The 21056-nt window shown below is 31.4% G+C and carries 17 protein-coding genes and 2 other annotated features; of the genes, 6 read left to right on the top strand and 11 right to left on the bottom strand.

The genetic code is table 11. The features are described 5' to 3' along the window. Nucleotides 1–35: 35 nt before the first annotated feature. A complete protein-coding gene (gene crcB / locus HMPREF2801_RS00985) occupies nucleotides 36–398 on the bottom strand; it encodes a fluoride efflux transporter CrcB (protein WP_070610132.1) in 363 nt (120 codons plus the stop codon). Nucleotides 399–482: 84 nt separating this feature from the next. Here crcB and HMPREF2801_RS00980 point away from each other — a divergent pair, with 84 nt between their 5' ends. Together HMPREF2801_RS00980 and alr are read left to right on the top strand one after the other, a co-directional pair. Then, entirely contained in the window at nucleotides 483–1802 is a 1320-nt protein-coding gene (locus HMPREF2801_RS00980) for a uracil-xanthine permease family protein (protein WP_246829951.1), read from the top strand. 101 nt (nucleotides 1803–1903) lie between these two features. Then, nucleotides 1904–3061, top strand: a complete 1158-nt coding sequence (gene alr / locus HMPREF2801_RS00975) for an alanine racemase (protein WP_070610130.1) — start codon at nucleotides 1904–1906, stop codon at nucleotides 3059–3061. A gap of 90 nt (nucleotides 3062–3151) precedes the next feature. On the opposite strand, the gene spoVG is transcribed toward alr, so the two are convergent. Beyond that, nucleotides 3152–3463, bottom strand: a complete 312-nt coding sequence (gene spoVG / locus HMPREF2801_RS00970; protein WP_070610128.1) for a septation regulator SpoVG — start codon at nucleotides 3461–3463, stop codon at nucleotides 3152–3154. Nucleotides 3464–3624: 161 nt separating this feature from the next. Between spoVG and murC the strand changes: the two genes are divergently transcribed. Further along, the gene (murC, locus tag HMPREF2801_RS00965; RefSeq protein WP_070610125.1) at nucleotides 3625–5007 is read left to right on the top strand and encodes a UDP-N-acetylmuramate--L-alanine ligase; all 1383 of its coding nucleotides are present in this window, start codon (nucleotides 3625–3627) and stop codon (nucleotides 5005–5007) included. A 90-nt stretch (nucleotides 5008–5097) separates the two neighbouring features. Here the strand turns inward: murC and HMPREF2801_RS00960 are convergent, their stop codons facing one another. The 9 genes from HMPREF2801_RS00960 to HMPREF2801_RS00920 all read right to left on the bottom strand — a co-directional run bounded on the left by HMPREF2801_RS00960 (nucleotide 5098) and on the right by HMPREF2801_RS00920 (nucleotide 18030). After that, a complete protein-coding gene (locus HMPREF2801_RS00960) occupies nucleotides 5098–7392 on the bottom strand; it encodes a stalk domain-containing protein (RefSeq protein WP_070610123.1) in 2295 nt (764 codons plus the stop codon). Between the two features lie 158 nt (nucleotides 7393–7550). After that, on the bottom strand, nucleotides 7551–8618 hold the full coding sequence (locus tag HMPREF2801_RS00955; protein WP_070610121.1) for a pyridoxal-phosphate-dependent aminotransferase family protein: 1068 nt from the start codon (nucleotides 8616–8618) through the stop codon (nucleotides 7551–7553). A 182-nt stretch (nucleotides 8619–8800) separates the two neighbouring features. After that, nucleotides 8801–9892, bottom strand: coding sequence for a PIN/TRAM domain-containing protein (locus HMPREF2801_RS00950; RefSeq protein WP_070610120.1), 1092 nt, complete (start codon nucleotides 9890–9892; stop codon nucleotides 8801–8803). 33 nt (nucleotides 9893–9925) lie between these two features. Further along, on the bottom strand, nucleotides 9926–10408 hold the full coding sequence (locus tag HMPREF2801_RS00945; protein WP_019124512.1) for a CarD family transcriptional regulator: 483 nt from the start codon (nucleotides 10406–10408) through the stop codon (nucleotides 9926–9928). A gap of 253 nt (nucleotides 10409–10661) precedes the next feature. Then, nucleotides 10662–12005 carry a butyryl-CoA:acetate CoA-transferase gene (locus HMPREF2801_RS00940; protein ID WP_070610119.1) on the bottom strand — a complete coding sequence of 448 codons (1344 nt, stop codon included), beginning with the start codon at nucleotides 12003–12005 and terminating at the stop codon, nucleotides 10662–10664. A 9-nt stretch (nucleotides 12006–12014) separates the two neighbouring features. Then, entirely contained in the window at nucleotides 12015–14951 is a 2937-nt protein-coding gene (locus tag HMPREF2801_RS00935; protein ID WP_070610117.1) for a UvrD-helicase domain-containing protein, read from the bottom strand. A gap of 32 nt (nucleotides 14952–14983) precedes the next feature. Then, nucleotides 14984–15262, bottom strand: a complete 279-nt coding sequence (locus HMPREF2801_RS00930; protein ID WP_083303688.1) for an ArsR/SmtB family transcription factor — start codon at nucleotides 15260–15262, stop codon at nucleotides 14984–14986. 169 nt (nucleotides 15263–15431) lie between these two features. Next, complete coding sequence (gene argH, locus HMPREF2801_RS00925; protein WP_070610114.1) at nucleotides 15432–16808, bottom strand: argininosuccinate lyase; 1377 nt, start codon at nucleotides 16806–16808, stop codon at nucleotides 15432–15434. Between the two features lies 1 nt (nucleotide 16809). Next, on the bottom strand, nucleotides 16810–18030 hold the full coding sequence (locus HMPREF2801_RS00920) for an argininosuccinate synthase (protein WP_070610113.1): 1221 nt from the start codon (nucleotides 18028–18030) through the stop codon (nucleotides 16810–16812). A gap of 75 nt (nucleotides 18031–18105) precedes the next feature. Beyond that, nucleotides 18106–18303 (bottom strand) — a binding site (T-box leader). A gap of 192 nt (nucleotides 18304–18495) precedes the next feature. Beyond that, nucleotides 18496–18694: a binding site (T-box leader), on the top strand. Nucleotides 18695–18728: 34 nt separating this feature from the next. Between HMPREF2801_RS00920 and HMPREF2801_RS00915 the strand changes: the two genes are divergently transcribed. From HMPREF2801_RS00915 to HMPREF2801_RS00905, 3 genes are read left to right on the top strand one after another with little or no spacing between them, the layout of a single operon-like run. Further along, on the top strand, nucleotides 18729–19538 hold the full coding sequence (locus HMPREF2801_RS00915) for a transporter substrate-binding domain-containing protein (RefSeq protein WP_070610112.1): 810 nt from the start codon (nucleotides 18729–18731) through the stop codon (nucleotides 19536–19538). 7 nt (nucleotides 19539–19545) lie between these two features. Next, a complete protein-coding gene (locus HMPREF2801_RS00910) occupies nucleotides 19546–20343 on the top strand; it encodes an amino acid ABC transporter permease (RefSeq protein ID WP_070610110.1) in 798 nt (265 codons plus the stop codon). After that, nucleotides 20330–21052, top strand: a complete 723-nt coding sequence (locus HMPREF2801_RS00905) for an amino acid ABC transporter ATP-binding protein (RefSeq protein ID WP_070610108.1) — start codon at nucleotides 20330–20332, stop codon at nucleotides 21050–21052. Before HMPREF2801_RS00910 ends, HMPREF2801_RS00905 begins: the two co-directional genes overlap by 14 nt. The last annotated feature ends 4 nt before the right edge of the window (nucleotides 21053–21056 follow it).

The raw sequence follows: 21056 nt of genomic DNA, 5'->3' as shown, positions 1-21056 counted from the left end.
GTACAAAATTCTTACAAATTTCTTAAATTCTAATTTTAAAATTTTTCTAGTATTAAAAACCTTGCAAAGTAAATTCCTATAAGCGATAAAATTATGCTAATTAAGGCGTAAAAAATTGAAAGTATTAAATTCCCATTCTTTTCTAAATTAAATATTTCAAATGCAAAAGTTGAGAAAGTTGTAAAACCTCCGCAGAATCCAACCTTTAAAAATAAAATTAATCTAGGATCTAATTTATTTTTCTCAGCGTAAAAGGCAATTATTGCTAAGAAAAAAGCTCCCACTACATTAATTATAAGTGTGGCAAGGGGAAAATCTCCACCACTATTTATCTTGTTACTTAAAAAATATCTAAGACTAGAACCAAAGGCCCCACCTAGGGCTACAAATAAATACATTTTTTGCTCCTTTCTATTATTGTATGACAAATGCTTATGTGCTAAAATCATTTTGTTATAATTATATTAAAAAAGGAGTTTATTGTGAAGGAATACAATGTAATGAAACTTGAATATGAAGTTGATGACAAGCCTAATTTTTTAAAATCCTCCTTACTTGGATTTCAAAATATTTTGACTGCCTTTAGTGGAATTATTGCAGTTCCACTTAGTATTGCTGCTATAGCTGGCACAAATGTTGCCGAGACTTCTGTGCTTATCTCAGCTGCCCTACTTGCCTCTGGTATCTGTTCTTTTATTCAAACCAAGGGCATATTTAAGGGCAACGCCAAGGTTGGTATAGGGCTTCCAACAATTATGGGAACTGACTTTGGCTTTGTGCCACCTGCCAATGCGGTAATAAATACTATGGGTGGCGGTCTTGCAGGTTATTTTGGTGCAACTATAATGGGTGCCCTTTTAGAATTGATTTTAAGCTTTTTTATTAAGCCCCTTCTTAAATTTTTCCCAGAAGTTGTAACAGGAACTGTTATTACCCTAATTGGAATTACAATGATGCCCGTTGCCTTTGACTGGGTAGGCGGAGGTTATGGTGCAGAAAATTATGGCGACCCACTCTTTATTGGGATTGCTGTCTTTACCTTCCTACTTATAATTTTTATAAATCACTATGGCAGAGGTTTTGTAACGACGGCATCAGTTTTTATAGCCATGATTATTTCCTACATTATTTGTATTCCACTAAATCTTGTAGATTTTTCACAAGTTGCTGCAGCTCCATGGATAAGAATGCCAGAAATTTTTCCCTTTGGAGTTAAATTTGATTTAAAATTTGTTGTTCCCTTTATTGCAGGCTATCTTGTTACAATAATCGAAACTGTAGGAGTTATGAAAACTTTAGGGACGGTGTGCGAAGTAGACTTGTCAGATGCTGACATTGCAAGTGGTGTTAGAGCTGATGCCATTGGGTCAATGCTTTCTCCAGTCTTTGGTTCAGGTGCAGCTCAAACCTTCAGCCAAAATGTTGGTCTTATTCCACTTACTAAGTGTGCATCAAGAAAGGTCGCTCTCTATTCTTCCTTTATATTGATTATTATGAGCTTTTGCCCTAAATTTGCAACTTTAGTTTCCATTATGCCTACGCCAATTCTTGGTGGAGCTGGAATTCTTATGTTTGGTACAATTATTGGCTCAGGTATGCAAGCTCTTAGCAAGGCAAAATTTTCTACAAAAAATATTATGATAATAGCTGGAGGAATTGGGGTTGGAATAGGAATTACAATGAGACCTGACATAGTGGCGAAACTTCCTAGCTTAATAGCCGCACTTTTCTCATCAGGCATTTCTGGTGGAACTATTGTAGCCGTAATATTAAACATCTTACTTGTTGACAAAGAATATTAAAACTAAACTGCCTTCTTGGCAGTTTTTTTTGTAAAAAATTTTCTAAATTCATCTACTGTGATATAATGTTAAAAGAAATTCTCGTTTGAAAGGAAAATAATATGAAGGATTTTTTGACAAGACCAGCTTGGATTGAAATAAATTTAGATAATTTTGAAAACAATATTAAAGAAATAAAAAGTATAATTACTCCAGGAACAGAAATTATGAGCGTTGTTAAAAGTGACGCCTATAGACTTGGTGCCATTCCACTTTCCTATGTATCAAGAGAACTTGGCATAAGGTTTTTCGGTGTGGCAACTTTAAGTGAGGCATTGAGATTAAAAAAAGAGTTTTCTGATACTTCTATTTTAATACTCGGTTACACACCAGCCCATCTCTTTGAAGATGCAGTAAAAAATGAAATCACCTTAACTATTTATACACTTGAAGATGCAATAAAATTAGATGAGCTTGCAGGGGACTTAGGCAAAAAAGCTAAGCTTCACCTTGCTGTTGACAGTGGAATGTCACGAATTGGTTTTATTCCTGGTGAAAATTCATTAAAAGAAGTTAAAAAAATATTTGAGCTTGAAAATATTTTTGTTGAAGGAATTTTTTCTCACTTTGCAGCCAGTGAATCAGATCCAGAATTTACAAAAAGACAATTTACAACTTTTACAAATTTTATAAAAGAAATTGAAGACCTTGGCTACAAATTTACATACAAACATATTGCAAATTCTTCTTCTGTCTTATATCACAGAGAATACGATCTCAATATGGTAAGACCTGGTATAATACAGTTTGGGTATACAGATAGCGAAAAATTACCTGAAGAATTTGGACTAAAGGAATTTCTTTCAATTAAGGCTCAAATTGCAGCTATAAGAGAAGTAAAGTCTGGCGAAACTGTTGGCTATGAGAGATTTTATAAGTGCGACAAAGACACTAAGGTTGTCACTCTTCCCCTTGGATATGCTGATGCCTTTCCAAGAATTTTATCAGAAAAAATTGAAGTTCTCATAAATGGAAAGAGATGCAAGCAAATTGGCTTAATCTGCATGGACCAAATGATGGTTGATGCCACTGGAGTGGATTGCCAAATTGGTGACGAGGTTGTATTAGTAGGAAGACAGGGCGATGAAGAGATCAAAATTAGAGATATTTGTCACTTTTCTGGCGACTGTGAAACTTCTTTTATAACGCACTTTAACAGAAGACTTCCAAAATATTATTACAGACATGGTGAACTTGTCCATGTAAGCAAGATGGATTAAACTTAATAAATTCCAAAAAATTACCCCCAAAACTATAAAAAGTTTTCGGGGTATTTCTATTAAAAAAGAGAGCGCAGGGCTCTCTTAATCTTATTCTTCAGTTACTTCTTCTGCTTCAGGTTTTTCCATTTCTTCTGAATCTAATTTTTCTTTTACTGCGTAATATTCTTTAAATATTACATCTTCCAATTCTTTTCTAGCTTCGGCATTAATAGGGTGAGCAATGTCTCTGTATTCTCCGTTAGAAAGTCTTCTGCTTGGCATTGCTAAAAATAAAGATTCATTTCCTTCTATTATTTTTATATCATGAAGCACAAATTCATTATTAAAGGTTACAGATACTATTGCTTTAAGCTTTCCTTCTGTTGGTAATTTGCGAAGTCTTACATCAGTTATGTTCATACAAGTATCATCCTCTCTTTCTTTACCATATTATAGCACAAGTCTGATACATAATAAATAAATTAATTAAATTTTTTTATATAATTTATTTAATTACAGGCTTATTATTTCTTTCTTTGTAAAAATTTGTGTTATAATTAAAAAGAATTGGAGGAAGTAAATTGTTTGAAATTAATATAGATGATAGTAAGTATAAAAATATATTTTTTATAGGAATTGGTGGCATTAGCATGTCTGCCCTTGCTGAGCTCATGCTTTATAAGGGCTATAAGGTTTATGGAAGTGACAGAATGCCTTCTATTAACACAGAAAAGCTAGAAAAAAATGGTGCCACAATTTACTATGAACACAAAAAAGAACATATAGAAAACATGGATCTTGTAATTTTTACTGATGCAATTTCCTTTGACAACGAAGAATACATGGCAGCAGTTAAAGAAAAAATTGACTTAGTTGATAGGGCAACTTTTTTAGGCGCAATTATGAAAAATTATAAAAAATCAATTGCAGTTTCAGGAACTCATGGCAAGACAACTACAACTTCCATGATAACTGAAATTATTAAAGACCTAGATTTAAATCCAACAATTATGCTTGGTGGTCAATTAAAAGACATTGACGGCAACATTAAAATTGGTGATGAAAATTTATTCTTAACTGAAGCTTGCGAATACAAGGCAAATATTTTAAAGTACTTCCCTACTACAGAAATTATTTTAAATATTGACGAAGACCACTTAGATTATTTTGACAACATTGACCACATAATAAGAACTTTTAAGGGCTATGTAGATAATCTTCACGCAGATGATTATGTTATTTTAAATGTTGACGACGAAAATGTTGAAACTCTATTTCCAATTGATAACTGCAAGGTCTTTACTTTTGGCATAAAAAATGATGCAGATCTAAGAGCAAAAAATATAGATTTTTCAGAAGATGGTTTCCCAACTTATGATTTATATTTAAAGGGCAAGAAAATATGTCATGTTGAGCTTTCTGTCCTTGGCAGACACAATGTTTTAAATTCTCTTGCTGCTATTGCAGCAACTTATGTTAATAATATACCAATTGAAGATGCAATTATTGGACTTAAAAACTATAAGGGTGTGGAAAGAAGACTTGAAGAAAAGGGCTACTACAAGGGCACAAAGATTATGGACGACTATGCTCATCACCCAACAGAAATAAAGTCATCCATTCACGCAATTAAAAATGCCTGCAAGGGAAAACTCTACACAATTTTTCAACCCCACACCTACACAAGGACTAAGCTTCTATTAGATGCCTTTGCCAATTCCTTTGACGAGTCTGATGTAATAATAATCACAGATATTTATGCAGCTCGCGAAAAAGATTATGGCGACATTCACTCCAAAGCTTTAAGAGATGCTATTTCAGACCACAGAGACAATGCCTTTTACATTTCAGGCTTTGAAGATATTGTAAAATTCATCAAAGAAAATATTAAAAAAGATGATGTAGTTGTAACAATGGGTGCTGGCGATGTCTATAAAATTGGAGAAATGATTTTAGAAAAATAATTTTATTGACAAAAATGGAACTTCTCGAAAGGGAGTTCCTATTTTATTTCAAAAAAAAGATCTCCCTCAGGAGACCTCTTCTTAATTAGATTAATTAAATAAACTTGTATTATTTTCTTTTGCATTATTTGTTGTACTTACATTGCCAGCATTTTTTGCAGCATTAGAATTATTTGCATTCTTATTTTTATTGGTATTAGCATTGGCATTTTGTGAATTGTTTGTATTCTTTGTATTATTTTGTCCCTTTTGTGAATTGTTAGTCGCTGCATTTTTTTCATCAGGAACTTGTGTCGAGTCAGCATTATTCTCTGATTTTTTATCTTCAAAAGAAGAAATTTCAATTTCACGCGTATCATTAATATAATTAACAACCATATCCAAATTTTCTGCAATAAATCTAATTGGAACGAAAGTCCTATCACCCTTAATTATGGCAGCTTGATCAATATTTACATCTTCTCCATCGATCTTTATAGTTTTTGAGTCAATTGGAAGTTCAATAGTTTTACCCTTACTATTTACAGTGACAAGTCTATTGTCATTATCCCAATTTACTTCTCCACCAATGGCTTCCACGATAAATCTTAGTGGCACTAAAGTTCTATCATTCTTGATAAATGGTTTAGCATCCATTTTTTTACCTTCGCCATTTATGCTATAATTCACATCGTTGATTTTCATCTTAATGAGCTTTGTATTTTCATCATAAAGTGAAAGAGTTGAAGTCTTGTCGCCAAGCTTTGCAATTATTTTTGGATTTCTTCCATAATCTTGAATATTAATATTAAAAGTATTTGGATCTACACTAGCTGTCATGTCTTCAAAGGAATAATTTATTACTCTAGGAGAAATTTTTACTTTTCTTCCATTATATTCGCCCCTTGAATCAAGGCTTAAAGTCATTCCTCTTTTGATAATTTTATTTTTTGTGTCAATATTAAATTTATTGTAGGCAGAAAGGTCTGCAACATTAATTTCTTTATTAATATTTTCGCCCTTATCAGTAATTACAGATAAATTATATTTACCTGGTGTCAAAGAAAGATAGGACAAGCCATTTAGAATGTTTGCTCCATTAGAATTGTCAGTCACTGTATAAGTTCTATCTTTGATATCAATTGGATTTAAAAATTCATCCCAGCCTGATTTTAATTTTAGATTAAGTTGCTCTCCTACAATTGTGTTTAAATCACTTTCAAATTTTACATCAGAAATTATGCCAGTGTTAGTAGTTGTATTGAAAACGCCGAGTCCGTTGACAACTTTTCTTTCGCCAGCATTTCTTTCAGGATTAGTAACTCTTGTTCTCTTTAAGTCTCCCAAATTTCTAACTGCCATGGCAGTAGAACCGCCGCCATCTAAATTCATAGCCTTGTATGCACCAAGGTCCAACATAAACTGAGACAACTCATTTAGTGAAAGTCCAGGAGACCTATTAGTTCTACCTTCAGCAGAAACAATGTAGACAGTTTTTCCATCTTGGCTTATGCCTACAGCAGTTCTAGCTCTCACTCCACCAATTGAATTGACATCTTTAGTGTATTTTTTTATAGCACCATTTTCTACAAGAAGGGCGTGACCGCCAATCATCATTTTCCAATTTCTATTGGGCTCAATATTAGTATTAATTTGTAGTTTGTCGCCAACTTTTACATTTTCACGCATAAATCTTTCAGATCCACCGCTTACTTGTAAAATTTTCTTTCCCTCAGGAATTTTCATGTCAATATTTTTTCTGTAGACAATTTGCTCAACTACATTGTCCTCTGATAAAAGAACTTCACCAGCAGTTTTATCTCCCCTAGACTTTGAAGACCAGAAGGAATTATACATTTGAATTTTTGATTCGTGAGAATATTCCTTAGATGGTTGGTACCAGTAAAAAGTCTTGTTTAATCCATCAATAGGGTAAGATTTTCCATTGGGAGCAGTTACGCTTCCAACAAATTTTGTGCTGTCAATAAAGGCAGTGTTATTTTCATCAATGCCAAAGGACCAAATGTCTGTCAAAACTGCAGGAGATGACTTCATATCTCCATCAATTATAGATGCACCTAGTGGCACACCTTGAAGTTGCATAGTAAAGAAATCTCCATTTACAAGAGCAACAGCATTAGTTCTGTCAGCCATTTGAGAAACAGTTGCCTTGTTAGTATAAGTTCCTCCACCTGCAACTGTATTAATTTTTATATAGGGATTGTTTAAATCAACTGTAACTACATTTGTCTGTGCATTCTTTTTATCTCTAGTGACTTCATACTTGTACCTTACAACACCAGGAGCAATGGGCTCCTGAAATAATAATTTATTTGCTGCAAACACATTAGTTGAAATAGTCATTAAAAATAAAAGCATTACAAGACTAATTCTTTTTTTATTCATTTCATCAACCTCGCTTACATAAAAAGTATAAAGGAATAAAAGTATTTTCTCAAAGAATTTTTGCATTTGTAACAAAAACTTAATTATAAATCAAATTTTTATTAAATTTATACAAAAAAATATCCTGCCTTGTGCAAGATATTTTATAGTCTTATATTTTATTTATTTAAAATTTCGTCAAATATTTTTGTTAGCTCTTTCATGTCATCAAGGCTTGTGTCACCCATGTGCCCAACCCTAAAAGTTTTATCTGCCATAGGTCCATATCCGTTAGAAATTAAAATGCCTCTATCAAGAAATTCTTGATTTAACTTTTTGAAGTCTAAATTTTTTGTATTTTTAACACAAGTAATTGTTGGTGATAAATATTTTTCGTCTCCAAACACTTCAAAATTTTTATTTGCCCATTCTTTAAAATATTTTGACATTTCTGAGTGCCTCTTAAACCTATTTTCAAGTCCCTCATCATTTATTATATAGTCCAGTTGATACTCTGCTGCAACCATATTTGAGATGGCAGGAGTTGATGGGTATTGGTAGTCATGTTCCTTGGAATAATTATAAAGAAGTAGCAAGTCCAAATAGTGACCTCTATTTTCTACTGTCTTTGCCTTTTCAACAGCTTTCTCTGAAAAAGATGCAAAGCTAAGACCAGGCACAAGACCTAAACACTTTTGTGAAGATGTAATAGCAATGTCTATGCCATACTTATCTTGATCAATGGGAGTTCCGCCAGCTGAACTTACTGTATCAAGAGCCCAAATAATATCTGGATGCTTTTCAATTACTGGTTTAAGTTCAGAAAGGCTATTTAAAATACCAGAGGAAGTTTCATTGTGAGTGATACCAACAAAATCATAGTCCTTTTTCTTTAAAAAATCTTCCAATTTATTTGCCTCAGTGGCTTCACCTGGATCAGCCTTTAAAATGTCTGTCTCAATTCCATTTTCAAGACCAAGTCTTTGCCAAAGTTCACCAAAGGAACCTAAAGAACAAATAAGTGCCCTCTTCTTTGTACAAGACTTAATAGCTCCTTCCATTAGTCCAGTGCCTGAAGATGTTGAAGTTAAAATATATTCTTTAGTTCCAAAAACTTTTTGCATATTTATTATAATTGACTTTTGAATTTCTGATGCGTCCTTAGTTCTGTGTCCTATTACAGTTTTTTCAAATTGTTTTAAAACTTCACTGCGAACTGACACAGGACCGGGTAAAAATAGTTTCATTATTATTCCCCCTATCTATGCTAAAATAATAATACAAAATTTTTATATAGTCAAATAAAAAATCTCTGTAAGCTTGCAAATAATTATTTTGTTTACAATCGCTTTAATGGTTTTAATGGTTAAATTAGTATTATATTTATTCAATCAATAAAAAAACTCTGCCAAAGACAGAGTTCTTAAAATTAATATTTTAGTTTTGCAAAAATCATTTTTCCTGCTGAAGTTTGAAGTGCACTTGTTACAATTACATTGACACTTTCGCCAATGAGGTCCTTTCCATTTTCAACGACAATCATTGTGCCATCGTCAAGATAACCAAGTCCTTGATTTTGTTCCTTACCTTCCTTTACGATTAGAATTTTCATCTCTTCGCCTGGAAGATATAGTGGCTTAACTGCATTTGCAAGTTCATTTACATTTAAAACTGTTAGGTTTTGAACCTTAGCGACTTTGTTTAAGTTGTAGTCATTTGTTACAATTTTGCCACCTAAGTCGCTGGCAAGTTTTAAAAGTTTTGAATCAACTTCAGGAATTTCTTCGATTTTTCCCTTGTAGATTATAACTTCAACATTTTTTAGGTCTTGAATTTCTGCAACAGTGTCAAGACCCCTCCTACCTCTGTTTCTTTTTAGAGCGTCAGCAGAGTCTGCAATGTGTTGAAGTTCTTCTAATACAAAAACTGGAACTACAAGAGGCCCCTCAATAAATCCAATCTTTGCAATATCAAGTATTCTTCCGTCAATAATAACAGAAGTATCTAAAACCTTTGGAATGCCTTCACGAGTTTTAATATTTTCCTTTGGCTTAGCTGTTCTCTTTGCTGCCAAGGAAGATAAATCTCTAACTTTTTCTGAAATAGTGTCCTTGTTTGACATTCCAATATTTAAACCTAAGTATCCCATCATTCCATAGAGTAAAATTGAAATTACAGAACCCACATAGGGAATTGGAATCTTGTATATAGGTTGTGAAATTAAAAATGCTATTATGAGACCAAGAATAAGTCCCACTGCACCCAGTACTACCTCTGTAAAAGATTTTGTTTGGATTTCTCTCTCCCAAATACCCAAAAGATCTACCAAAGTTTTAAATACCTTTGGTGAAAGTATAAAAAATATAAGTGCAAATAAAAGTACAATAATGACAGCAACAACTGTCACAACTTTTTGGCTTCCAATACCTTTTACAAATTTCATGTCTGATAAAAGAGACACGATGAAAATACCGAATAGTGCGCCTATTAAAGTAAATAGCACCTTAAAAATTTTGGACACAATTTTTCGGTTCCTGCTAATAAAAATCCCTCCTTAACCAAAAATGGCATGATCAACTAATTTTGAAACTTCTTCCACTTTTTTATCAAAAACAAGAGCCATCTCTGAAACGATGATTTGTCTTGCTTCTGTCAATATTTTTCTCTCTCCTGTTGAAAGAGATTTTTGTCTGTCTAAATTTTCCAGACATTTTACCACGTCGGCAATTTCTGTTAAATCGCCAGATTTTATTTTTTCTAAATTAAATCTATATCTTCTATTCCAATTTTTTGGCATAGTAATTTCTTTGTCTGAAGAAAGTGTTTCAAGGACATTTTCCATAGTCTTTGTATCAGAAATTTTTCTAACACCAACTTCTTCAGCATTTTTAACAGGCACCATAACCTTAAGTTCGTTTATAGGTAATCTCATTATGTAGTATTTGTGCACATTACCGAGGATTTCTCTCTCTTCTATTGCAACAATTTCGCCTGCTCCGTGCATAGGATATACAATTTTATCGCCAATATTAAACATATTTTACCTCCTATTATCCCTATTATTAGTATAGCAGAGAATTTATAAAAAGTAAAAACATTTTAATATACCATAGTTTATTGTTTTATGCAAAGATTTTTTATTAATTTTTATTTTTATTATATTTAATTCTTTAGTAAAGTATAAAATTTTATTGTGATAAATAATAAAGTTTTATGTGAAATTTTTGTTGTAAATTAATTAAAACCCTCTAACAATAAAGTTAGAGGGTAAATTTTATATTCAATTCAAATTATCTCTTGTTAGTTCTTCTCCAAATGTTCATCTTTTCTGCTTCTTTAATTAGATCTTCTCTAAATTCTGGTGCAGCAAGATTAATTATTCCTTCAGCTCTTTGCCAAGTTGATTGACCCTTGCAGTTGAATTTTCCATATTCAGTTACAATCCAATGAGTATTTGGTCTTGCAGCTGTAATAGCTGAGAAAGTTTCAAAGTTTGGAACAATTCTTGATTCTTCCTTGCCAGTCTTCTTGTTCATAAATTTAGAAGATAGACAGATAAAGGATTTTCCACCCTTAGAGAGATATGCACCAAGTACAAAGTCAAGTTGTCCACCTGCACCTGATATATGTTTTGCTCCTGAAGATTCTGAAGAAACTTGTCCATATAAATCAACATTAACGGCATTGTTAATTGATACAAAATTATCTATTTGTGCTATTACTCTTGCGTCATTAGTATAGGAAACTGGTGCAGCCATTGCGTCTGCATTGAAGTTTAAATATTCATACATTTCCTTAGAGCCCGCTGCAAATCCATAAACTTGTCTAAATCTATCAATATTCTTTTTAGCTCCAGTAATTTTACCTTTTTTAGCCATTTCAACAAAGGCATCAACATACATTTCTGTATGAACTCCAAGATCTTTTAAGTCTGAATCTGCAATAAGAGAACCTACTGCATTTGGCATTCCACCGATTCCTAATTGGAGTGTTGCCCCGTTAGGAATTTCTTCAACAATTAATTTTGCAACTTTTTCATCAACTTCTCCAAAACTTCCCTTTGGTAGTGTAGCAATTTCTGGATTTTCTCCTTCAATAATATAATCAACATCTTTAATATTAATTTCATGTTCGAATCCACCAAGACAAGTTGGCATATTTTTATTTATTTCAATTATAACTTTATCTGCTACTTCTGTAACCGCTCTTAAGTGAGATGCATCAAGTCCAAAATTGAAGTTTCCGTGTTTATCCATTGGAGGAGTAACAATTAAAGCTATATCAACTTTACAATTTTCCCTATACCATCTAGGAAGCTCTGAATATCTAAGCGGTGCATAGAAACCACCTGGCGTTTTGTTAATTCTACCTCTATCTGGTCCACCAGAGTGCCAAGAATTCCACACAACTTTTTGTCCTTCAGGGTCTTTCTTAAATACCTCTGGTTCCCAAAGAAGAACGCCACCTCTTAAATAAATTTCGTTTAATTCATCAAGTCTATTTGCTAGAGCCTTGTCAAAGGCAACAGGTGTACTTCCAGCCCATGCATAGTCAATCCACATATTGTCTTTTACCATTGCTGCCGCTTCTTTAGCTGAAATTAATTTTTTTTGATACTCTTTAGAATAATCCATATTTCCTCCTTAAAATTTTAAATAATCCTTATAATTAGTATGAGATCTAATAAATTTAATGTAATTTAAAAATTCTTCCATTACAAGTTTACTCTTTTCCTCATTAATCTCAATATCTATTTTGTTTTTACCCCTTAAGTCAAAAATATATGCAGCCTTTACTTTAACTTTATATAATTTTTCATAAATTGCTGAATAAAGCACTAATTGATTCTCGTAAGAAGACTTTATATAGTCTAGGTCCATGTCGCTAGTTTTTAAATCAACGATGGAGTATTCTCCGTCAATTTTTATCACCTGGTCAATGAAGCCCTTTACTAAAAATCCTTCCAGGTCGTAATAAAATAATAATTCCTTATCAATTATATTTTCTTCTTCCATATCAAGGTAGTTTAGAGAAAGTTCTCTGGCAATATTTAACTTGTCTTCATCAATTTCTTCTTCGTAATATTCAAAAATGTCTTTTAAATATTCATCTATATTATCTTTATTCGTATCTTTTTTGCTGTGAATTTGTGCAAATAAGTGGACTATGCTTCCAAGAGTCTTTGGATCCATTACTTGTATCTTGCCCTGTCCCAAAGTGTAGTCATCTATTCCCAAAAAATATTTTTTATAGAAATCTATAGGGCTTCTCTTGAAATTTAAAAAATCAGTGACAGTGTAATATTCTCTAATTCTATTTTCGAAATTTAAGTCTAGGTCGAGGTAAGGGTATTTTTTCTTTGGTATGTTTTCTTTTATATCCTTTGAAAATTCATATTCCTTAATTTTTATGTCCCTATCTAATAAATCAAAATAGGAATCACTTTTGTATTTTTTTAAATTCCCAAAGAGGATGAGTTCCCTCTTCGCCCTTGTCATGGCAACATATAAAACTCTCTTCTCCTCTTCCCTATCTACATCTCTTAGTTTCTCATTAATAGCTCTATACCTGTAGTCAGAAAAATCAGATTTAATGGCAAGTCCAAGCTCTCTATTAACTATAATTTTTCTCACTTGACCTAATTTTTTACCCCTGTCCATGTGTGAGATTATAACTGCATCAAATTCTAAGCCCTTGGACTTGTGTATAGTTAAGAGATTTATTCCCTCTTCTAAGTCTTCAAAGCTCAAAGTTAAAAGGTATTTTTCAAAGGACCTGTAATCTTCTTGTTTATCTTCTAAATATTCTCTTGCCATTTCTTTAAATTTATATAGATATTCCCAATCAATTTTCTTGAGAGTCTTTAAATCATAAAAATAATTCATAATTTCTTCAATCATTTCATCAAAAAGAAGAACTTTTGATTTTTCTTTTAATTTATTAAGGAATTTTATAAAATTATTTATATTTGCATCGTCACACTTTAAATCAAGAAGGGCTGAAACATTATCAATGCCCAAATTTAAAATTTTAACTAAATCTTTAAAATTGAAATTTAAAAGAGGTGAATTAAAAAGAGCAAGTGTATTTAAAAAATCCTCTGGGCTATAAATAGTAGAGAGAATATTTTTTGTCACCTTTAAAACTTCAATTTCTTCTAAGCTTCTCTCGCCCTTATTAAAGGAAATATTTCTAAGAGATAAGATTCTACTTATTTCGTCAATTTGGGCATTGCTCCTAGATAAGATGGCAATTTCCTTTTCCTCGAATTTTTTTAAAAGGTCTAAAACTAAGTCGGCAATTTCATTATTATCTTCGGTGTCGTATTGATAGACATCTCCGCCATTTTCATAGTCAAAGTCCATTTCCTCATAAGACTCAATTAGGTTTTCAAAGGTGGAATTAATGAAATTAATAATTTTCCCATCACTTCTATAATTTTTATTCATGACAAGGGAAATGCCCCGTTTTTTTATTTTATCAGAAAAACTATAATAACTCTTTAAGTCAGTTCCCCTAAAGGCATAAATGGACTGTTTTGGGTCCCCAACTATAAATAAATTTGAATCAACAAAGGTATTTATAATTTCATTTTGAATTTCATTTGTGTCTTGATATTCGTCAACCAATATGTATGAATACCTGTCTTTAAGATTTTTCTTAAATCTTTCATCTCCTAATATTAAATGAGTATAAGAGATAATGTCGTCGTAATCTAGAGCCTTAATATCTCTCTTTTCCCTTGAATAATTTTTATCAATTTCTTTTAAAATTTCAATAATTATTTCATAATATTCCTTATTTTTTATCTCAAGATTTTTCTTTAATTCATGAATCAAATCTACAATTTTTTTAATCTTATCCTCATACTTACTTGAAGAACCAAGATTTTCTTCTATTGAGTTTAAGATTTCAAGATCAAGATTTTCAGTATTTTTAATTTCATAAATGTTGTCATCGTAAAATTTTTTAAACTTATTTCCGCTAACTTTCCTAAAATCATCTAAGAGTAAAAATAATTCATCGGAACTTTTGCTGGTCTTATTAAAATTTAGGCTCATACTTAAAATATCTGAAAAATCTAAATTTTTATTTCGAAAGTCTCCATAAAGATCTGCAAATAATTTTCTCTCCTCAAAGGGGTTAGTCTTAAAATCAATTAAATACCTTTTAAATTTTTCGTCTCTAATATTATTTAAAGATGCTTTAACAGCATTTTCTAGCATCTCTCCTGCCTTGCCATCATCTAAAATAGTAAAATTTGGATTTATTCCTATTAAATAAGAATAATTCCTCACAATTTCAAGGGCAAAGGAGTGAATAGTCATAATATTTAAATCTTTTTCTTCAAAATCAATATTCTCTTCCACAAGCTCCTTAGAAATTCTTCCAAGCATTTCTTCTGCAGCTTTTTTTGTAAAAGTTATAGCCAAAATTTTCTTTGGATCATGATTGTTTTTAACTATATTTATGAATCTACTGGTGAGGACTCTAGTTTTACCCGTGCCTGCTCCCGCCATTAAAGTTACATCTTTATCAATAGAAGTCACTGCTTCAAGTTGGACTTTATTTAACTTCATAAAAACTCCATAAAAAAATCCCACTAAGGGGATTAATTAAATATGGCTTCTGCAAGAGACAATATGAACTTACTATCAACTTTATAAAAAATTTCAGTTCCATTTCTATCGCTATTTAGAACGCCAGCTCTCTTTAACTTGCCAAGATGAGATGAAACAGTTGGTTGAGGAATATTAAATTTCTCTTGTAAGGATCCAACATTGCATGGACCATTGTCAATTAAATTTTTAATAATTTTAAGCCTAACGGGATGCGCCATTACTTTTAAAACTTCAGCTGTCTTTTCTAAATTATCATTTTTATTTTTCACTTCAAACCTCCAAAAAATTATTTAATTTAAATTGATGAAAAATTTCATATTCTTAAATTATAATATTTAATAATCCACCATTTGTCAATGCTTTTAAATAATTTTCATACAGTGAAATGGTGGAGATAAAAATTTTATTTAAAAGCAAAATAAAATAAGGCTATTAAGTCTATTTTATTTTTGAAATTAAATTTTTTAAGTTATTTATTTGAATATTTACTGCATCTTCTGCTGGACCACCATAGACATTTCTATTTTTTAATGAATTTTCTATATTTATATAATCATAGAGATCTTCTTCAAAAATTTCATTGAAAGTTTTATACTTTCCCAAACTTATATCTTCAAGTTTTAAGTTTTCTTTTGAAGAGAAATTTACAATTTTACCAACTAAGCTATAGGCTTCTCGGAAAGGCAGACCCTTTAGGACTAAATAGTCAGCCAAATCCGTTGCATTTAAATAACCTAACTCCGCAGAGATTCTCATTTTTTCCTTATTAATATAAAGTGTATTTAAAATTCCTTTTATAATCTTTAATGAATTAAATACAGTTTTTACTGAATCAAAAAGTGCTTCCTTGTCTTCTTGAAAATCTTTATTATATGTCTGCGGTGTTCCCTTTAAAACTGTAAAAAGAGTTAAAAGGTCTCCATAACATCTTCCACTTTTGCCCCTTATAAGTTCTGCCATATCAGGATTTTTCTTTTGAGGCATAATACTTGAGCCAGTGGAAAACTTTTCAGAAAATTTTATATAACTATATTCACTGCTTGAAAAATAAATTAATTCTTCACAAAGTCTCGACAAGTGAGTCATAATCACTGAATTATTAAATAAAATTTCAAGCACATAGTCTCTATCTGAAACTGAATCCATTGAATTTTCTGTAGGTTTTTTAAAGCCAAGAATTTTTGTAGTCATAAATCTATCGATATTAAAGCTTGTAGTAACAAGTGCACAAGAACCAAGAGGATTTTCATCGAGCCTATTATAAGTTTCAATTAGTCTTTCTAAATCTCTATAAAACATTTGACCATAGCTTAAAATATAATGTGCAAAAGTTGTTACTTGTGCATGTTGCATGTGAGTAAAACCTGGCATAATTGTGTTCTTATTTTTTTCTGCAATTGAGATTACTTCTACGATTAAGTCTAATAATTCTTTTTTTATGCTATTTAAAGCTTTCTTAGCATATAATCTTAAATCAAGAGCACATTGGTCATTTCTTGACCTTCCTGTGTGAAGCCTTTTGCCCACATCACCAACCCTACTTGTGAGCTCATTTTCTATAAATGAATGAATATCTTCTTCCTCTAAATTTATTTCAAGTTCCCCAGCTTTTATTTCCTTCAAAATATTTTTAAGCTCCCTTGAAATAATTTCTGCATCCTCTATGCTAATTATTCCAACTTCACTGAGCATTTTTACATGAGCAAGAGAGCCTTCTATATCTTCTTCAAATAAAATTTTATCGAATTCAATTGACTTATTAAATTCATGTGTAAAATTTTCTAAACCTTCTAAGTGACTGCCCCATAAATACATTTTAAACTCCTTTATTTATCTTCGCATCCACTACTGTTTGAAGTGAATATAAATTTATAAAACCTACCGCGTCCTTGTGAGAATATAAATTTTCTCCTCCATCGCCAAAGGATGCCAAGTCTTCGCTATAAAGTGAATGCTTTGAAGTAACTCCTGCTGGTATAATATTTCCCTTATAAAGTTTTACTTTTACCTTCCCACTTACATTTTTTGTAACTTCATCCGCAAAGGCAAGAAGTCCCTTAAGCGAATTAGAATACCACTTGCCATCATAAACTAAATCGGCAAACTTAATTGACAAATAATCTTTAAGGTGAGCTGAATCTTTATCGAGAGTAACAGATTCTAGAATTTCTAGTGACTTATATAATATTGCTCCACCTGGGTTTTCATAAACTCCACGACTTTTCATGCCCACAAGACGATTCTCTACAATATCATCAATACCAATGCCATTTTCGCCGCCAATTTTATTTAAATAGCTTAAAATATTTGCAGGAGACATTTTTTCTCCATTTACAGCAATAGCCTCTCCACTTTGAAATTCTATTTCCAATTCAGTCACTTCATCCTTTGCCTTCATAGGTGTAAGGGAAAGCTCTAATATTTTGTCATAGTCAGGATAGTTTTCTGGATTTTCAAGGTCAAGTCCTTCATGAGATAAGTGCATTATATTTAAGTCCTTTGAATAGTTCGTCTTTCTAGAAATTTTCAAAGGAATCTTGTGAGCTTCTGCATAGTCAATTTCTTCATCACGAGATTTTATATCCCAGATTCTCCATGGTGCAATAATTGGCATATCAGGAGCAAAGTGTTTTATTCCCATTTCAAAACGAATTTGGTCATTGCCCTTACCTGTGCATCCGTGACAAATTGCATCGCAATTTTCTTTTTTTGCAATATCTACAAGGGCCTTTGCAATAAGTGGTCTTGCTGTTGCTGTTCCAAGAAGATAATTTTTTTCATATTTTGCACCCATTTTTATAGTTGGAAATACAAAATCTTTAACATATTCTTCTACAAGATCAACTATATAGATTTTTGATGCTCCAGTTTTTATTGCTTTTTCTTCTAAACCTTCAATTTCACTAGCTTGTCCAACATTACCAACTACTGCAATAACTTCACAAGAAAAATTTTCCTTCAACCAGGGAATTATTATAGATGTGTCAAGACCACCGGAATATGCTAGGGCAACTTTTTTATAATTATTATTTTTCATTTTTTTCCTCCAATTTTTTACTTTGTAATAAACTAACAATTGAGACTCAAAAAAAGTATAAAAAAATCGCCCCTGTCAAGGGACGAAAATCGTGGTACCACCCAAATTTGTATAATTCTATACCTCAAAAACTATAACGCGTAACCGTGCAAATCTAAATATCGAGATGCAAGTTCCAAGCTCCTTTTCAAATTATCCTCCCTATTTTCTCTCAGCAACCGAAAACTCTCTTTAAGTCTTGGATAATTTTACTCTGCTCTTCAAAACTTTTATTGTTTGATATCCTAGCAAGATAAATTTTATTTGTCAAGAATTTTTTTTAATTTTTTTATAAAATATTTTCGCTTAAAATTTCTTATCTAATGAATGCCCTAAAAATATTTCTTTAGAAAAACTATAAAAAAATTTATTTTAAAATTTTTTAAAAAAATTCTTGACAATTTTATTTTACCGTAGTAAAGTAATCAGAAATCAATGAAGTGGACAAAAAGTATTCTCATAACTTTTTTAGAGAGCAAGATTAGGTGAAAGCTTGCAAAGGAAAAGAATATAATAGAACCACGGAGATTCTGTAAGGAAATTAGTATTTACAGAGGTTAACTGCCTTAAAGTTTTGAGATATCTAAAAGATAATTAGAGTGGTACCGCGGACTTCGCCTCTTTCATAGAGGCGATTTTTTTATTTAAGGAGGAAAAAAATGAAAAAAATAGTTAGTATATCAGTAATTTTATTAGCTGCCATAATTTTAACTTTGGCAATATTTTTAAATAAGTCTAGTGGAAACTCTAATGACAGATTAGATGCAATAAAAGAATCAGGAAAAATTGTCATGGGCTGCAATGCCAATTACCCACCCTTTGAGTTTCATAAAAACCTAGATGGCAAGGATGAGATAATGGGATTTGACATTTTTATTGGAGAAGAAATTGCTAAGGACCTTGGTGTAAAACTTGAAATATCTGATATGGAATTTTCGTCAGTTCTTGCAAGTTTGGACACTGGCATAATAGACATGGCTCTCTCTGGAATTTCAAAAACAACTGAAAGAGAAAAATCAATTTTATTTTCAAAAGTTTATTACGACCCAAAAAATTATTTATTGGTTAATTCTAAAGATTTAGGAAAGTATAAAGATGAAAATAGCATTAAGGATTTAACTATTGGCGTTCAAACTGCCACAACTCAAGAAGAAATTGCAAAAAAATTAAATATAAAAAATATTGTGTCTCTTCCAAAAACTCCAGACTTAATTGCACAGCTAGATCAAGCTTTAATTGACGGCATAATAGTTGAAAAATGCGTTGGGGACAACTATGAGCATTCTAACAAAAATTTAAAGATGGAAAATAGTTTTTACTTCGAAGCCGACACTGATGGAACTGCAATAGGGCTTGCAAAAAATGATAAAGAGCTTTTAGATGCTGTAAATAAAACTTTAGATAGACTTGAAAAAGAAGGAAAATTAGAAGAATATTACAACAAAGCCCTAGAACTTTCGGCAAAGTAGGTGTCTTATGGAAAATATTTATAAACTAGAAAATAAAAAATTTTCAAAGAATAAAATTATTAATTATATAGTAATTTTTATTTTTATAATTTTAATTTTTATTTTTGGAAACTTAATTATAAATTTTTTCAGCTCAACTTTTGAAATTCTAAAAAAATACAGTTCCTATTATATAAAGGGATTAGAAATAACTATATCCCTTTCCTTAATATCTGTAATGCTTGGAACTATCTTTGGACTCCTACTTTATCTTATGAAGTCCTCTGAAATTAAAAGTTTAAATATTTTTGCAAACTGTTATATAGAAATCATTAGAGGAACTCCAATGCTTACTCAAGTATTTTTTATATTTCTAGGTGTGGCTAGCATTATGGACTTTAAAAAATTTGGAATTTCAATTTCATCCTTTGCCTACATCACTGGTGTAATTGCCGTTGGCCTTAACTCGGCTGCCTATGTTGCAGAAATTATTCGTTCAGGTATAAATGCAATTGATAAAGGGCAATTGGAAGCCTGCCTATCTCTTGGAATGAGTAAATCTCTTTCCATGGAAGAAGTAATTTTACCGCAAGCTACAAAAAATATTTTGCCTTCTCTTGCCAATGAATTTATTGCAGTTATAAAGGAAACTTCTATAATTTCAACAATTGGCGTTACAGACATTATGTACAATGTAAATTTAGTTAGAGGTTCTTCCTACAAGTCCTTGGAGCCACTTATAATTGGCTCGCTACTTTATTTTGCCATAACCTTTACTCTTACAAGATTGTTAAAATTTGTGGAGGGAAAATATGATAAAAATTGAAAATTTATATAAATCCTTTGATGGAAAAGAAGTTTTAAGGGGCATTAATTTAGATATTAAAGATTCCACTGTCACATCAATAATTGGCGCAAGTGGTTCTGGAAAATCAACCCTTCTTCGCTCTATAAACCTTCTTGAAAAATGCGACAGCGGAAAAATCTTTCTAAATAATTATGAAATCACTGGAAAAAATCCAAATTTAGAAAAAATAAGACTTGAAATTGGAATGGTCTTTCAAAATTTTAATTTATTTCCCAATAAAACAGTTTTAGAAAATATTACCCTTGCACCCATAAAAGTTAAGGGAGAAGATGAAAAATCTGCCAAAAAAAATGCAATTTCCCTTCTTAAAAGTATGGGACTAGAGGACAAAAAGGATTCCTATCCAAACTCCTTATCTGGCGGACAAAAGCAAAGGGTTGCCATTGCAAGAGCCCTTGCCAATAAGCCTGAGATTCTTCTCTTTGACGAACCAACTTCAGCCCTTGATCCAGAGATGGTAAAAGAAGTATTAAATGTAATAAAATCTTTGGCAGAAAAGGGGCTCACTATGATAATAGTTACTCACGAAATGGGTTTTGCAAGAGAAATTTCAGATACAGTGGTTTTTATGAAGAATGGAATAGTAGAAGATATGGGAAGCCCCGATTATATATTTAATAACACAAAAAATGAAAGTACAAAAAAATTCTTAAATGCTGTCTTATAATTAA

It is taken from the genome of Peptoniphilus sp. HMSC062D09 (assembly GCF_001811425.1).
In the GTDB taxonomy this organism is placed as follows: Bacteria; Bacillota; Clostridia; order Tissierellales; family Peptoniphilaceae; genus Peptoniphilus_A.
Note: the sequence above shows the minus strand (reverse complement) of the source record. Positions and strands in the feature narration are given on the sequence as shown.